The sequence below is a fragment of the Nonomuraea turkmeniaca genome, assembly GCF_005889735.1.
GTDB classification, from domain to species: domain Bacteria; phylum Actinomycetota; class Actinomycetes; order Streptosporangiales; family Streptosporangiaceae; genus Nonomuraea; species Nonomuraea turkmeniaca.
The window spans coordinates 18854-34153 of record NZ_VCKY01000110.1; the positions used below are offsets into that span (position 1 = coordinate 18854).

Sequence of the window (15300 nt, forward strand, 5' to 3'; positions counted from 1 at the left end):
CATAGTGTGCGTCAGCTCTTGAGCGTGAAGGAAACTCGGGGATGGCCTGCCGTTGCGGGCTGCGGCGTCCAAGCGCTCCAAGGCGGCTTCACGGATCGTCGCTCGGTCTCGGCCGGTGGCGACGAGGCGGCGTCGCGGCCGAGCCGCTTCATCTCGTACACGGGCGGTGGCGAGGGCCTTTCGAACTCGGGCCGGACCTTGTGGCGGGTGGAGATCTTCTCACTGAAGGTCTTGTCGCGGCCGATGCCGTGCGCTTCCAGGGCATCCAGCTGGGGCTGGAGTTCCTGGGTGAGGGCGGAGCCGATGCGGATGGCCTCTTGAGCAGTGCATACTGCGTATGCATACTTAGTACTCATGCCGGTCAGACACGGGCTACTCACCCTACTCAGCAGAGGGCCCCGGCATGGCTACCAACTGCGGGTCGAGTTCGAGGCGTCGACCGGGGCCACCTGGCCGCTCAACATTGGCCAGGTCTACACAACGCTGTCCCGCTTGGAGCGCGACGGCCTGGTCAAGCCGGGCGAGTCGGACGAGCAGGGCCGGGTCGTCTACACGATCACCGCGGCCGGCCGGGAGGAAATGGTGCGATGGTTCAGCACCCCGGTCATCCACTCCGACCGGCCACGGGACGAGCTGGTCATCAAGCTGGCCATGGCCGTCGCGGCCAAGAAGGTGGACGTCGCCGAGGTCATCCACAAGCAGCGGACGGCGACCATGCGCGCCCTCCAGCAGTTGACCAGGGCCAAGCGAGCTGCCACGGAAGGCGCAGCCCAGCGGCTCGTTCTCGATTCCATGATCTTCCAGGCCGAGGCCGAGCAACGGTGGCTGGATCACTGCGAGGCCGTCCTCAAGGAGGAAAGATGACGTTCGTACGGCTGGCTGAGGTGGCCAGAGTCCATGGTGAAGGGGCGACAGCCGTACACGCTCTGAAGGGTGTGAGCCTCGAGGTCGACGTGGGAGAGCTGGTCGCGGTCATGGGCCCGTCCGGGTCCGGCAAGTCGACTCTGCTCAACCTCGCGGGCGGGCTCGACCGGCCCACGTCCGGGACGGTGCACATCGGCGAGCAGGACCTGGCCACCATGCGCGACCTCGCGGCGCTGCGGCGCCGCAGCGTCGGCTTCGTCTTCCAGGACCTCAACCTGATCACGTCGCTGACGGCGGCGGAGAACGTGATGCTGCCGCGCGAGCTCGACGGCCTGCGCTCAAGCCTGGCCCGGAAGGAGGCCATGGCCGTGCTAGCGGAGATCGACGCGGAATACCTGGCCGATCGCTTCCCGGACGAGCTGTCCGGTGGCCAGCGTCAGCGGGTCGCGATCGCCCGCGCTTTGGTCGGCGAGCGGCGCCTGCTTCTGGCCGACGAACCGACCGGCGCGCTCGACACGCGCACCGGCGACGAGATCCTGCAGACATTACGGGCTCGCTCTGACGCCGGCGCGGCGGTCCTGCTCGTCACCCACGAGCCGCGCTACGCCGCCTGGGCCGATCGTGTGGTGTTCCTCCGCGACGGGATGATCACGGACACCACGGACACGTCGCTGGTGAGCGCCCCATGAGCGTCGTCCTGCTCGCGCTGCGCCTCGCCCGCCGAAACGCGTGGCGTTCCCGGGGGCGAAGCGCGCTCATCATGGTGATGATCGGCTTGCCCGTCCTGGTGATCACGGGGATCTTCACCCTCATCGAAACCATGACCGTCACTTCGCGGGAAGGGCTGGTGGCCGAGCTCGGCACGGCCGACGCCCGCCTCGTCCAGACACCTGAGGGCACGGTGCTCCAGCAGCATCCGAACGGAGCGAGCTGGAACACGAACGGCGGCGACGACGGAGCGGCCGCTCCCGAGCTCGGCTCCGCTGAGGTGGCGGCCCTGCTCGGACCGGGCACCCGATTGATCCCCTTCAGCACCGGCGAGCTCCAGCTGGGCACCGAACGGGTCGGCGCGCTGCAGACCGACCTGCGCGATCCCCTCACCAGAGGGATGCGGACATTGAGCGAGGGCAGATTTCCCACCGCCCGCGAGGTCGCGGTGACACCCGCGCTGGGCCTGCGCCCCGGCGACCTCCTACGGCCGTCCGGCGCGGCGCCGCTCACGGTGGTGGGCGTGGTCGAGCACCCGCACCGGCCCTCGCTTCGCGAGGTCGTGGGTCCGGATCTGCCGCTGGCGCCCCTGGACGGCTTCTGGTCTCCGAACGAGTACGGCCCCGGCTGGCTCGCCGACACCGCGAAGCCCGTCTCCTGGACCGACGTGCCCGCGCTGAACACGGCCGGCCTGTACGTCACCTCCCGCGCCATGATCCTGGACCCACCGCGCGCCCTGGATCGTTCCGCCCCCTCGGACGTCCAGCACACGGTCGGGCTCGGCGCCATGGTGATCATGGTGGTGCTGGAGACCGTGCTGCTGGCCGGGCCCGCCTTCGCGGTCGGGCTCAGGAGACGGCGCCGGGAACTGGCCGTGATCGCGGCGCAGGGCGGCTCGGCCGACCACCTGCGGACGATCGTGCTGGCCGACGGACTGATCCTCGGCGGTGCGGCCACCTTCGTGGCGACCGTGCTGGGCATCGGGGCCGGAACGCTGGGCGCCCCGATCGTGGCGCGCTGGGAAGGGCAGGTCGGCCCGGCGGAGGTGCCGTGGGCGCCGGTGCTGGGCGTTGCCGCGCTGGGCCTGATCGCCGGGATCGTGGCGGCGCTGGTGCCTGCCATGCAAGCGGCTCGGCAGGACACCGTGACCGTGCTGGCCGGCCGCGCGTCCGCGGCGGCCGATCGGCTGGGATGGCCCCTGGCGGGGGCCGTGCTGGTGCTGGCCGGGCTGGGGGCGACCGTGGTGGCGCGGCGCCAGCCGGGCTTGGTATGGGTGTGGCTCTCCGCGGTTATGGTCATGATCGGGCTGGTGGTGTTGACGCCATGGCTGGTCCGCTTCACGGGACGGGTGGCCACGCGGTTGCGGCTTCCGCTGCGGGTGTCCGTCCGCGACGCGGTCCGCCACCGATCTCGGACGGCGAGCGCCGTGGCCGCCGTCATGGCGGTCACCGCCACGGTCGTGGCGCTGGGCATCGGCGCCCACAGCGAATACATGGACCGGCGCAACGCCTATACCTCGGCGCGCCCGACCGGCATGCTGGCGATCTGGGGCGGCAACATGGGCGACGCGACCTGGAACCGGCTTCGCGCCGTGACGGCCCGCCGGTTGCCGGGCGTGCCGCTGGCCGCCGGCTATCACGCGAAGGACGCCCAGGGCCATCGCTACGCGTTGCGGTACACGGTGCGCTGGAACGGGACACGGACGCGCCGTACGGTGGCCATCGGAGACCAGGCTCTGCTCAGGCTCCTGCAAGGGCGCCACGATCCACAGGCAGCCGCGGCGCTGGCGAGCGGCAAGGCCGTGGTGTTCGACGCGACCGCGGTGCGGGACGGCAAGCTGGCGCTGCGGGCGAGCTCCACGTCCGGCCCCGCACGCAAGCTCGAAGTGCCGGCGGTGCTGGCCACACCCGCCGACGAGCACCAGGGCGGGGCCCTGCTGCCGCGCACCCTGGTCGAGCAGGCAGGTTTCTCGACGGCGGAGCGTCAGCTCTATGCCATGTACCGGCCGCCCGCCACCGACACGACGCTGTGGCGCGATCTGGCCGAGGTGACCTCCCGCGTGACGATCGCCTCCGAAGAGGGCTATCGCAACGTGCCCGACCCGGGCTTGTGGGGCTGGCTCGGCGGCGCCCTCGTCCTCGTCGTCGGCGGCACGCTGGCCGCCACTCGCCTGGCGGCCGCCGACATGCTGCCTGAGCGGGCGACGATGATGGCCATCGGCGCACCGACGGGGACGATGCGGATGGTCGTGGCCGGCCAGGCCCTCTACATCTCCGGGCTCGGCGCTCTGGTGGGGCTGGCTGCCGGAACGGTGACGGGCGTGGCGCTGAGCCGGCCGATGACGACACATGGCGCCGGAGATCCCGCCACGATCGCCATACCGTGGCCATTCGTGATCGCCGTGGTGGTGGGGCTGCCCGTTCTGGCCACTGTGGCGGCCCTGATCACCCGGACCAGGCTGCCCCTCGCCCGCCCGCGCCTGTGACACGGATCCCGGACTGTCCGCCCCACCGCGGGAGCGGGGTGACGGTTCGTCGCGTCACCCCCGGCATGGCACCGTCGATCAGGTAGACGGGACGGAGACCGGTGGCCGAGGCGATCGCCCGCCATCATGAACCTGAGCGCGGCCTCCTGAGTCAAACCAGCATGAGACGTCACACGGTCGCCGCCATCCTGCTCGGGTCCGTCGGCTTATGGTGCGCCTTGATCGGCGCCATCGATCTCGCCGTGCTGGCGCACCCATACCGGCTTCACATCGGCAAGATGGACCCGGGATCGGCACTGCAGGCAGTCCCGATACTCAAGGCCATGCTGTTCACCGCCGGCAAACCGTCGACCGCGACGGTGCTCGCGCCCGGTCTGTTCGCCGTCGCGGCGGCACCGTTGATGGTCGTCGCCGCCTTACTGGTCCACCGAGGCAAGCCGCTGGGCTCGTTGCTGGCGGCGATGCTCGGCGCATCGCTGATGATCGTCTCGCTGCTCGGCGCGTTGCAGATCCTCTTCAACGCCCTCAGCGAGGGAGCATCCTGGTATGTCTGGTCCATCGGCACGCTCCTCGGACTCGCCGTGTTGTCGTACGCCCTGGGCTTGTGGGCGATCCCGTCGCACAAGGGCTCCGGTGCGGCTGATGCCTTCACCCGGTGGTCTCTGGTGGCCAGCGCGCTGGTCATCGTGGTGTTGATGGCGGGCACTTACGCATGGGAGCACGAGCTGCAGGTTTTCGGGGCGCCGGTCGCCGCGGGCCTGGCCGTCCTGGCCTGGGCGGCCACCCGGCGGGGCGGATCGAAAGGCGTGCTGATCGCCGGCGGGTTCCTCGCCTTCCCGTTCACCGTGGTGATGTACCTGTTGTTCCCCTCGGTCACGGGGTTGGTGACGGCCATGTCGTTCCCTCCGGTCACGGGTTTGGTGGTGAGGCTCGGCATCTGCGCCCTCCTCACTGTGCCGCTCCTGATGGGCATGGTCCGGCTGGCAGCCGAGGCGGACGGGGAGCGGGCGGGCGGCAGAGCCCCTGCAGCCCTGATCGCCGCTTCGATGTTGGCCGGGCCGGTCGTCACGGTGCTCGGCGTCGTCGGGATCGACGAGGCGCGGAGCATCGCGGCGACGGAAGTTGTCGGCGTACCGAGCGTCGGCTCTGGGTTCCTTGATGCGGCGGCGGGCGGCGCCCAGGTCTACGCCGGACTGTTCGCCATCGCCGCCGTAGGCATGATCATGCTGGCCTGCAGAGTCTGGATCCGGGGCAGCACGCCGGGAACGCAGGCGGCGGTGATCAGCTGGGGCATGGTGTATCTCCTTCTCCTGGCCATCGGCGCCTCGTTGACGCCTTTCGTCATCGGTGACTCCGACGAACTCGTACACCGTGTGGTGCTCGAGGGGCCGGTCTGGTACGTGCCGGCGGTCCGTACGACCCTGGCTTGCGCAGCCGCGTTGCTCGCAGTCGCGGGCTTTCTCCTCATACGACTCGCGCGACGGCGGTAGCGACTACGATCTTGGCGGCAGGGCGGCGCCCGCTGCGACCACGGGCGCCAGCGCCAGCACGGTCCAGGCGAACCAGCGGCGCACGAGCTCGGCCGGCAGCCGTGCGGCAATGCGTCCTGCCGCCAGTGAGGTGAGCAGGGCCGTGCCGGCGAAGGCGGCCACGATGCCGTAGTCCAGGTGCGCACCGACATGTCCGGCGAACCCGGCCGCCGAGTTGATCAGGATGATGACCAGCGAGGTGCCGGCGGCCTCGGTGGCGGTCAGGCCGAGCAGCAAGTTGAGCGCGGGCACGACGGCGAATCCGCCGCCGACGCCGAATACTCCCGTCATGAGCCCCACTCCGGTCCCTGCGGCAAGCGTCCGTGGCAGGCAGCGGCGGCGGTTGATCCGGCCCGTTTCGGTACGGCAGGCGCCGCCGCTGGACTCCAGGCCGCGGAGCATGCGTACGGCCATCACGACCATGATGACGGCGAAGGCGGGCAGCAGCAGCGCGTCCGGCAGGCCGGGGGCGAGGAGCGCACCGGCCAGCGCGGAGCCGCCCGCGCCGAGCACGCCGTGGCTGACGCCCACGACCATTGCGCCGATCAGCACCAGGGCGAGCGTCCCCGTCGTCATCGTTGACAGGACTGCGCGAGCGCGGCGGCGGGGTCGGTCGCGGCGGCCCGGTTGTACGGCAGGCGGGCCAGCAGCAGGCCCATCATGCAGTTGTCGCTCGCCCCGGCGTAGGTCAGCCCGGCCCCAACGAACGCGGTGACGAGCAGGCTCCAGGGCGTCAGGATGCTCAGCAGGACCGAGACGAGGACCAGCAGACCGGCCACGAGACGAACCTGCCGTTCCAGGCTCCAGCGCTGCCGACCGCGGACGACGGGCGCGCCGGCCGCGAGCCAGGCGTTCATGCCGCCCGTCATGACGACCGACGTGGACACCCCCGACCCGGACAGCATGGCCTGCGCGGTGCCCGCCCGGGCGCCGGACTGGCAGACGAGCACGACCTGGCCGGGCGCGCTCTCGGTGAGCTGGGGCAGGTGGGCCTGCAGCCGGTCCAGGGGCACGTTGACGGCACCGTCGACGTGTGCGGTTTCGAACTCGGCGGGGGTACGCACGTCCAGCAGCAGGACGTCGGCTCCGGTGGCGGTCATGGCGCGGGTGGTGGCCACGTCGATGGTGGTCAAGAGGGGTTCTCCGTTCGAACGATCAGGCCGGTTCAGGCGGCCAGCGCGGCGGCGACCTGGGGGGCTCCGGCTCCGGTGAGCACGACGGGCTCGTAGCCGTGGCGGGTCAGCAGGGTGGCGGCGATGGCGGCGCGGCGGCCGGAGCTGCAGGACACCAGGACCGGCCGGTCCGGATCCAGCTCGGCGGGGATGCCGTCGGTGAGCAGGTCGGGCAGGAAGCGCTCACTCGCGCCCGGCAGCGGTTCGGCGCGGCGCTCGCCGGGCATGCGCACGTCCAGGAGTTGGGCGCCGGGCAGCCGGTCCAGGAACGCCGGCAGGTCGGCCAGCTCGAAGCGGGCGGTGGCGGCGGTGCCGAGGTCGCGGATGACGCCGCGCACGTCGTCGAGTCCGATCCTGGCGAGCTGGGTGCGGGCGTCGGAGACGTCCTGGCCGGGCTCGGCCACCAGGGCGGTCGGCTCGCCGTACGGCAGGAGCCAGCCGGCCCAGCTGCCGAAGTCCTCGCCGAGTTCGATGCCGGTCGAGCCGGGCAGGAACCCGGCGGCCTGCGCGGCCAGGGGCCGGATGTCGAGAACGTGCACCTCGTCGGTCAGGTCGGCCACCGTGATCTCGGGCAGGCCCGTACCGGGCGCCGGCGGTGTGCCGAGGAGGTTGGCCGGGCCGACGTGCGCGTAGAAGGCGGGGATGGGCATGGGCTCGGCGAGCAGCTCGTCGGCGAGCGCGGCGGCGGTGGGCAGGGCGAGCAGCGGGTTGCCGTCCTGTTCGGCGCCGATGGTGGAGATGTGGCGGCCGGCGCCGGTCGTGGTGCAGAACGAGCCCTCGCCGTGCGTCGGGTACAGGCCGACATCGCGGGGCAGCGCGGCCAGCCGGTGCAGGGAGTCGTACTGCAGCGTTGCCAAGGTTCTGGCGCGCTCGGGCCCGAGCAGGTCGGGGCGGCCCGCGGAGGCCACCAGCAGGCTGCCGCCGGAGAACACCGCCACCGGCTCGCCGTCGATCAGCACCAGGTAGCTGGTGTGCTCAGGGGTGTGCCCGGGCGTGTGAAGCGGCCGGATGCCCAGGCCGCCGCCGGCATCCAGGTCCTCCAGGTGGAAGGCCGGCGTGTACGGGTACACGGCGGCCGCGGCGGCGGGCAGCACCAGCTCCGCCCCGGCGCGCAGGGCGGCATGGCGCGCGCCGGAGACGTAGTCGTTGTGCAGGTGGGTCTCCAGCACGTAGCGCAGCTCCAGGTCGCGTTCCGCGGCGACGTCCAGGAACCGGTCGATGTCGCGCTGCGGATCGACGAGCACGCCCTTGCCCTCATGGGCGAGCAGGTAGCTCTGGTCGCCCAGTCCCGGCGTGCGGAACACGGTGATCTCCATTCCCGTCATCATCCTTTCTCAAGTACCCCCGGGGGTATGTGTCGGTCACAAAGCTGCCCTCTCAGGCGTTCACGATGACCTTCCCTTGAAGGTGCGGGTCAGGCCAGAGCGAGGAAGAGCTTCTCCAGCTCCTCGATCAGCAGGGGAGCCTGCTCACCACGCGCCCGGGCGTCCATACCCGGGAGGGTATCTGAGCAGGAACAAAACGCCAAATGGCAACACAGCCACCGCCGTTGTGCCGCCCTATGCCCGACCGGTCAAGCCAGGTGCCGTTGCCGGTCCCCTCGGCCACACTGGTGGCCACCGGGGATCGGGGCGTGTGACGCGGTCCCGGGAGAGGCGTCGTCAGCCATGACGTGGCACACGAGCTGCGCACCCGCGCCGGCGATCCTGCGCCGCCAGATCGAGGGCATCCAGGACGTGATTTTCGAACCGCCATCCGAGGCGTCGCCTCCCTGCACGACGAGACGCTCCGGCCGAGCCGGCTCGTCGCCGACCTGGAGACACTCTCATCGGTCGAGGGACGCGGGTGGCCTGAGACAAGGCGCAACGACATCGCAGTGTCCGATCCGCGGGACAGCGGTGGCGCTGCGTCTATGACCAGCTACCTGGAGGCACGTCCAGGTGTGCTCCACCGGGTCGTCGACTCTGTGGGCAAGGTCATGATCGCATGGCGCAGTGCCACTTCCAGGTCGAGGAGTCCGCGGAGAGCGTTCGGGAAAACGCAACGGGTGGTGCAGGATTCGTCCTGCACCACCCGCGCTTCCTTCACCATCGCACCTGGCAAGGAGTCTGCTGACCTGCCTGGGATCAGGCGGCCCTGTATTCGGGGTAGCCGTAGCCCACGACTTGGGACGTGGGCCGGATGCGCTGCTCGACCTTGCCGTTGCCGGTGTTGCCTTCGATCGTGGTGATGGTGCCGTCGCCGTTGTCCTGCTTGACCAGGCCGACGTGGTCGATGCCGCTGGTGCCGCCGCCGTTCCAGTCGAAGAAGACGACGGCGCCGGGCTTGGCCACGGTGCCCCAGTGCTGGTTGGCCTGGAACCACTTGGCGTAGGTGACGGTGTAGGCGTCCCAGCCGACCGTGGGACGGGCGCCGGCCTTCTCGCCGACCCAGGAGACGAACATGGCGCACCACGGGGCGTTGGCGTAGGCCCCCAGGCTGCCGCCGTCGCGGGCGACGGTCTCGGCTGCCCGCTGGGAGGACATGTACCAGCTGTGGAACGGGGTCCCGCCGCCTGCGGCGTTCTCCGCCACGCCGATCTGCGACTGGGCGATCTTCAGGACGGTGTCCGCGCTCACCTGGCCGGCGCCCTTCTGGGCGGCGACGTTGGATCGCGACGGTTGCGTGGTGGTGGACTGGTGGTCGGCGGCGAAGGCCTGGCTGCCGGCGAAGGCCGCGCCGGCGGCCACGCTGATTCCCGCGGCGAACAGGGAAAGGCTGGCGGGCGTCAGGACACGGGTGAAGACGTTCTTGGGCATTACTGGGGAGTGCTCCTTGCTTCCATGCCGCCTACCGGGTTAGCTGACGGGTTCGGGCGTGGAAGTGCCCTACGGGGCGCTCATTCGGAGCGCACCGATTCACCCCAGAGAAATGTGGGTCCCCGGTTCCGCGCGATCGCGGATTCGGCGGCCGCGTTACCGCACGAACGTGACGTTCGTCCTGGTGAGACGCGGTCTCGGCAATATGGGGGGCGTTTACGCGGCATGTAGTGCTCGCCAGGCGTACGCCCTGATGCATCAAAGGTAAGCGAACGGCATAGAAAGATGCAAGCCGGAGTCGGGGAAAGGCAACAGAATCCCCCGCGACATAGGCGATCGCGGCAAAATTCTTTACCTAATCCCGAGTGCAGACGGGGTTTGCCGAGGCCCTTTTCTGCATCGCTTCGGGGACGCATCGAGCGGGGTGAGAGACGACAGTGTTGCGGACAACACGCCCCGCCCGCGTTACCGTTCCGCTCCCGGCAAATGCGGCAGGCCAACGAGAGTTACGGCTCGGTTTGGAGGGCTTGGCGCGCACGCCATACGAGGAGCGACTGACTATTGCCGTCAGTTGACTTGGAGCCGCGATCACATCAAGGACATGCGTCACATTGCTGGTCCGATGCCGCCTGGCCTCACCAGTGTCTCGAGCGTCACTGGCCTCATTCATCGACCCCCATAGCGCGCGATCGAAAAGACCGAGCCGATTCACCCTTACGACGATCACAATGAGCCGGGAGTCGCTTCGTTGACCGGACCGCGCCCTGTCCTGCGGGAAGCCTCAGGATGGACCCGATGCTCTACAGCGGCTGGAACTTCGCCGGCACCTACGGCAGGCCTGGCCGAACAGCGCAAGCTGGGCCGCCCCCCTGCCTGACCATGTGCGGGAACGGCAGAGGCCGGAAGCCGCTCACGCGTTCCGACCTCTGTTCGTGTGGGTGGTGGTGCCGCCGCGGGCATGGCCCGTCAGAGCCGGTCGAGGATCTGCCGCAACTGCGTCACCTCTTCTTGCTGAGTGGTCACGATGGTCTTGGCGAGCTCCCTGGCCTGCGGATTCGCACCACCGGCCTCCTCCATGCGCGCCATCTTGATCGCCCCCTGGTGATGGGCGATCATCTGCTTGGCGAACAGCCTGTCGAAGTCCTTACCCTGAGCGGACTCGAGCTTCTGCATGTCCTCTTCCGACATGGCGCCAGGCATCTCATGACCCATGCCAGGCGAGGGAGTGGGCTTGCCCCACTCGGACAGCCAGCCTTCCATGGTCTGGATCTCTTGCTCCTGCGACTCCTTGATCTTGGACGCGAGGTCCTTGATCTCTGCGTCGGAGGCCTGGGCGGATGCGAGTTCGGCCATCTCGATGGCCTGTTCGTGGTGGAGGATCATCATCTGGGCGAACATGACGTCCGCATCGTTGAAGGTGGGCGACGGCTGCTCACCGGTCATTGTGGCGGTGGGTGTCGGCTGGCTCATCGCCTTGTACCCGGCCATGGAGTCGCTGCTGCCACCGCACGCCCCTACCAAGGCGAGCGCGCCCGCGGCAATCGTGAAGGAGATCTTGCGGTTGACGCGCATGATGCTTCCCTCCCCGGATTTGGGTAGAGCTGCCTGCCTGATGCGGACAGCCTCGGAGCCCGTCCGCATGATCAACGGCTGTAAGCGTCGCAACAACGAGTGATGTGGCACGGCGTGCTCCCCAGGCGAGCATCACTGCAATCGACATGTTTTCGCTTCGCGGGCCGGACACCGGTTAACACCAAACCAGCCTTTAGCAGTGGATACGGAAACGGTTTCGAGGACGAACCAGGAGGCGGACACGTCCGCATCCAGATTGCTCACCCGCCATCCCCTCTCTATGCGGGCCCCTCTTGAGACCGCCATCCGCGCGCGAGGCGACTCGACGTCACCTCCTCTATGTACCCGCTCGGACCGGGCCTGACAGCATCGGCTTTCCCCGTCGGGCACCCCGCCGCGGCGACCCAGGGCAGCTATCGATCACCGCCGTCGCTGACGAGTGCGACTCGTCAGTGGTGGTAAGCGTGAATGACCGCGTGCCCCTTCCCTCGCCCGATGATCCACTTGTTGATCGGCAGCGTGACGAGGAACGCGACCAGCAGCGCAAAGGCCAGCGCACCCCAGAAGAGCCAGGAGGCGAGACCGGCGTCCATGGCGCCCGGGATGATCACCATGACGCCGTTGTCGACGATCTCCATGACGAGGATCGACAGCGTGTCCGCGGCCAGCGCGAGCCGCAGCGCCTTACGCCAATCCACGCCGGCACGGAACAGGCCGCGCAGCGTGAGCGCGTACCCGAAGAAGAACGCCAGGACGACAGCCAGAATGATGCTCGGCACGTCATGCCAGCCCAGCGCGGTGGCGATCGCCATGCCGAGGACCTCGCCAATGGCGCAGCCGGTGAGGCAGTGCAGCGTCGCCGACGCGGCCACCCCCCAGGTCACCTTCATCACGTGTGCTTCATGACCAGGCTCTCCATCTTGAGAGTGCTGGTGCTCATGACGCATGTGAGAACCGGAGGCATGCGCGTCGTGATCCCGCTGTCCATGTCCAGCGTGGTGCATTGATTCAGACATTGCTACCTTCTTGGTCGATCAAGGGCATCAAAGCGCGACCTAACCTATACCCCTACCCCGTATATGGCAACCGGGCCGCCGCGGCGTGATCTCACCGCATTCAGGTGTTCCGCAGGACCGGTGCACAGCTGTGGCGATCATCAGCGCACCGCATGTCCTGCCGAGTGACGTACTCACCGCTCCGGGCGGGCCGGCGACCGTTCGATCACCACTGGCTCCCAGCCGATCTGGTGAAGCCGGCGACGCCGAAGCCGAGGCGGTATCCGGCGGCAGCGACCGGTTGCGGAACAGTAGGAACGCGATCAGTGGTTCCCTGGCGATCCGCGTCTCGTGCAGGCCGAAGGAGGCGAGCATGACGGCGGCCACCGCGAGCAGGGTGAGCGGGCGCGGTGAGGACCAGGCGCTGGCGTCGGTCCGCAGGACCGCACAGGCCAGCAGGAGCAAGCCCGATGGGCAGGTGGACGAAGAAGATCCAGCGCCATCCCGGGCTGTCGGCGAACAGACCGCCCGTGATCAGCCCCGCGGTGCTCGCGACCCCGGTCGCGGCTCCTCAGACGGCGAACGCCCGGCTCCGGCTCCGCGGCGGCCCTTCGGGGAAGACCAGGGCGATCAGCGCCAGCGTCAGAGCGGGTGCTCATGAGCAAGGGACCAGCGGGCCTTCGCCGCCTCTCTACGGGCCGAACAGGATCACGGCCGCATCAGGGCCGACGCGGACGTCGAGTCACTCGCCCTGGCCCTGGCGGGCACAGCACACCAGGGCCAGCCCACCCGCCGCCCTCAGGCGCCCGACTTGCGCGACCGTATGCGCAGGGCGGCTACGGCCGTGATCTCGGGTGTCACACAGGCGTAGAAGCCCGGCATCCATACCTACGATGACCGATAGGAAGCATCGTTTCACGGTTGTTACGGACGGTCACCGGATGTCCCTTACCTAACCCGCACACCCTCCTTCTGACCTGAACATACGCAGGTCAGAGGTGCGGACCACCTCGCTGGGAGCCGCGCAGCGGAATTACGGAGTTTACATATTGGGCACTTGTATCTACGGAAAACCTCTATAGAGTCGCATGAAACACCGCTCGCCCACCGCGGCGGCGGTCTCGACCTCTTATACCCCCGGGAGGTTCCGTGTACCGGCAATCGAGGATGTTCATCGCGATAGCGGCCGCACTCTGGTTAGCTCTGGCCGGATGCGGTGCGGGTACCGAACCTCCGCAGGGCAGCAAGACCGCCGCTGCCGCGAAGAGCGTGACGATCGCCATCTCCTCTGATGAGGGCACCCTGACCCCGTTCACGAACCAGACCGGCTACCCGGGCAACAACCTGGTGAAACTGATCTTCGACACGCTGGTCATCGTCCAGGGCGACGGGGTCACGCCGCTGCTGGCCAGGCAGATCCAGACCACTGACAACAAGGTCTTCACCATGCCGCTCAGGCAGGGCGTCACCTGGCACGACGGCAAGCCGCTGACCGCCGATGACGTGGTGTTCAGCGTCGAGTTCTACAAGAAGAACATGGAGGGCGACTCCTCGATCGACGTGCGGCCAGTGGAGAGTGTGACCGGGAGCGGTGACACCGTGACCCTGACGCTCAAGGCGCCCGATCCGGAGTTCCCGCGGCGCATCCTGGCCGACATGGCCATCCTGCCCAAGCACCTGTGGGAGTCGGTGGAGAAGGTCAGCGAGGCCGGGACCGACAAGGCGGTCGGCACCGGGCCGTACAAGCTCACGCAGTACGACAACGCCCGTGGCTACACGCTGACCGCCAACGCCTCCTACGCCATGGGCCAGCCGAAGGTCGACACCGTGAAGGTCGTGGTCATCCCGGAGGAGTCCACGCAGTTCGCCGCGTTGCGTACGGGCGAGATCCAGCTGTCCACCCGGATCGTGCCGCCGCAGCAGCTCCAGGCGCTGGAGCGCCAGCCGAACATCGGCGTGGTCAAGGGCACGGAGTTCGCATCCACACTGCTGGCTTTCAACACCACCAGGGCGCCGTTCGACAAGCCGGAGGTCCGGCGCGCGCTGGCCAAGGCGATCGACGTGAGTGACCTGGTCAAGACGGCCCTGCTGGGCCAAGGGACGCCGGGCAACCCGGGCTTCATCCACGCCGAATCCCCCGTCAAGCCCGACAGCCTCGCCCCCGTCTACGACGTCGAAGCGGCCAAGCAGGAGCTCGACGGATTGGGCGCCAAGCCGGGCGCCGATGGGATCCGGGTGCTCGACGGCAAGCCGATGTCGTACGAGCTGCTGGTCCAGAGCACCTCCACCGACCGGTTGCGCAGTGCCGAGCTGATCCGCGACATGCTCAAGGCGGTGGGTGTGGCGGTGAAGGTGTCCTCGCTGGATCCCGACTCGCTGGATGCGAAGGTGTGGCCCGACTACGACGTGCGCAAAGGCCGTAACTACGACATGTCGATGTGGGGCTGGTCGGCTCCGGTCATGCTGAGCAGCGGCAGCATCGCCCAGCTCGTCGCTTCGGACCCGGAGGACGGCTCGCTCAACATCGTCGGTTTCAAGGACGACCAGGTGGACGCCACCGTGAAGACCCTGACCTCGGCCCCCAGCATGGAGGACCGGACGGCGGCGGCCAAGCAGCTCCAGGCACAGATCGCCGAGCAGATGCCGTTCCTGACGCTCTACTACCGCAACGGCGCCTACGCCTTCCGCAAGGACGTCTTCAGCGGCTGGACCTGGCAGAACGGCTCGGCTGTGCTCAACAAGTTCTCCGTCGTCGACTTCAAACTCCAATGACTTGGCGGTACGCGGCGGGCCGGCTGGCCGAGTACGCCGCCGTGCTGGCAGTGGCTCTCACGCTGAACTTCGCCCTACCGCGCGCCCTGCCGGGCGGGCCGCTGAAGTTGTTCGGCAGTCCGGAGGCGCTGGCCAGGCTGACTGCCGACGAGCGGGCGCAGATCGCCACCCAGTACGGCTTCGGCAAGCCCCTGCACGAGCAGTTCCTCGACTACCTCGGCGGCGTGTTCACGCTCAACCTGGGCACCTCGCTGTCGGATGGGCGGCCGGTGACGCAGGCGCTCAGCGAGGCGTTGCCGTGGACGTTGCTGCTGGTGGGCACCAGCATCGTCGGCACGGCGCTGGTGGGGGTGACGCTCGGTGTGCTGGGTGCGCTGCGCCGACGGCGGGGCAAGGGGTCGGGGC

The 15300-nt window shown here is 68.9% G+C and carries 13 protein-coding genes and 1 riboswitch; of the genes, 6 read left to right on the forward strand and 7 right to left on the reverse strand.

The genetic code is table 11. The features are described from left to right. Positions 1–11: 11 nt before the first annotated feature. On the reverse strand, positions 12–356 hold the full coding sequence (locus tag ETD86_RS28865) for a recombinase family protein (protein ID WP_211370391.1): 345 nt from the start codon (positions 354–356) through the stop codon (positions 12–14). Here ETD86_RS28865 and ETD86_RS28870 point away from each other — a divergent pair. The 4 genes from ETD86_RS28870 (at position 355) to ETD86_RS28885 (ending at position 5547) form a co-directional block, all read left to right on the forward strand. Continuing rightward, positions 355–864: a PadR family transcriptional regulator gene (locus tag ETD86_RS28870; RefSeq protein ID WP_138669303.1), complete on the forward strand. Its 510-nt coding sequence runs from the start codon at positions 355–357 to the stop codon at positions 862–864. The genes ETD86_RS28865 and ETD86_RS28870 overlap by 2 nt on opposite strands. After that, positions 861–1553, forward strand: coding sequence for an ABC transporter ATP-binding protein (locus ETD86_RS28875; RefSeq protein WP_138669304.1), 693 nt, complete (start codon positions 861–863; stop codon positions 1551–1553). Before ETD86_RS28870 ends, ETD86_RS28875 begins: the two co-directional genes overlap by 4 nt. Further along, the gene (locus ETD86_RS28880; protein ID WP_138669305.1) at positions 1550–4057 is read left to right on the forward strand and encodes an ABC transporter permease; all 2508 of its coding nucleotides are present in this window, start codon (positions 1550–1552) and stop codon (positions 4055–4057) included. Before ETD86_RS28875 ends, ETD86_RS28880 begins: the two co-directional genes overlap by 4 nt. A gap of 161 nt (positions 4058–4218) precedes the next feature. Then, the gene (locus ETD86_RS28885; protein ID WP_138669306.1) at positions 4219–5547 is read left to right on the forward strand and encodes a hypothetical protein; all 1329 of its coding nucleotides are present in this window, start codon (positions 4219–4221) and stop codon (positions 5545–5547) included. A 3-nt stretch (positions 5548–5550) separates the two neighbouring features. Here ETD86_RS28885 and ETD86_RS28890 read toward each other — a convergent pair whose 3' ends face one another. From ETD86_RS28890 to ETD86_RS28915, 6 genes are all read right to left on the reverse strand, one after another. Then, the gene (locus ETD86_RS28890; RefSeq protein ID WP_138669307.1) at positions 5551–6162 is read right to left on the reverse strand and encodes a sulfite exporter TauE/SafE family protein; all 612 of its coding nucleotides are present in this window, start codon (positions 6160–6162) and stop codon (positions 5551–5553) included. Then, positions 6159–6719, reverse strand: a complete 561-nt coding sequence (locus ETD86_RS28895) for a rhodanese-like domain-containing protein (RefSeq protein WP_246148355.1) — start codon at positions 6717–6719, stop codon at positions 6159–6161. The genes ETD86_RS28890 and ETD86_RS28895 overlap by 4 nt, the downstream gene beginning before the upstream one ends. Before the next feature lie 32 nt (positions 6720–6751). Beyond that, positions 6752–8074, reverse strand: a complete 1323-nt coding sequence (locus ETD86_RS28900) for an MBL fold metallo-hydrolase (protein ID WP_138669308.1) — start codon at positions 8072–8074, stop codon at positions 6752–6754. Between the two features lie 810 nt (positions 8075–8884). Then, complete coding sequence (locus ETD86_RS28905) at positions 8885–9556, reverse strand: CHAP domain-containing protein (protein ID WP_138669309.1); 672 nt, start codon at positions 9554–9556, stop codon at positions 8885–8887. Positions 9557–9569: 13 nt separating this feature from the next. After that, a riboswitch (cyclic di-AMP (ydaO/yuaA leader) is annotated at positions 9570–9716 on the reverse strand. Between the two features lie 806 nt (positions 9717–10522). Then, entirely contained in the window at positions 10523–11128 is a 606-nt protein-coding gene (locus ETD86_RS28910; RefSeq protein ID WP_138669310.1) for a DUF305 domain-containing protein, read from the reverse strand. Positions 11129–11577: 449 nt separating this feature from the next. Then, on the reverse strand, positions 11578–12018 hold the full coding sequence (locus ETD86_RS28915) for a DUF4396 domain-containing protein (RefSeq protein ID WP_246148359.1): 441 nt from the start codon (positions 12016–12018) through the stop codon (positions 11578–11580). 1254 nt (positions 12019–13272) lie between these two features. Here ETD86_RS28915 and ETD86_RS28920 point away from each other — a divergent pair. Both ETD86_RS28920 and ETD86_RS28925 read left to right on the forward strand, forming a co-directional pair. Then, the gene (locus ETD86_RS28920; RefSeq protein WP_138669314.1) at positions 13273–14895 is read left to right on the forward strand and encodes an ABC transporter substrate-binding protein; all 1623 of its coding nucleotides are present in this window, start codon (positions 13273–13275) and stop codon (positions 14893–14895) included. Next, on the forward strand, positions 14892–15300 hold a 409-nt coding region (locus tag ETD86_RS28925; RefSeq protein WP_138669315.1), incomplete at its 3' end, for an ABC transporter permease family protein. The genes ETD86_RS28920 and ETD86_RS28925, both read left to right, overlap by 4 nt.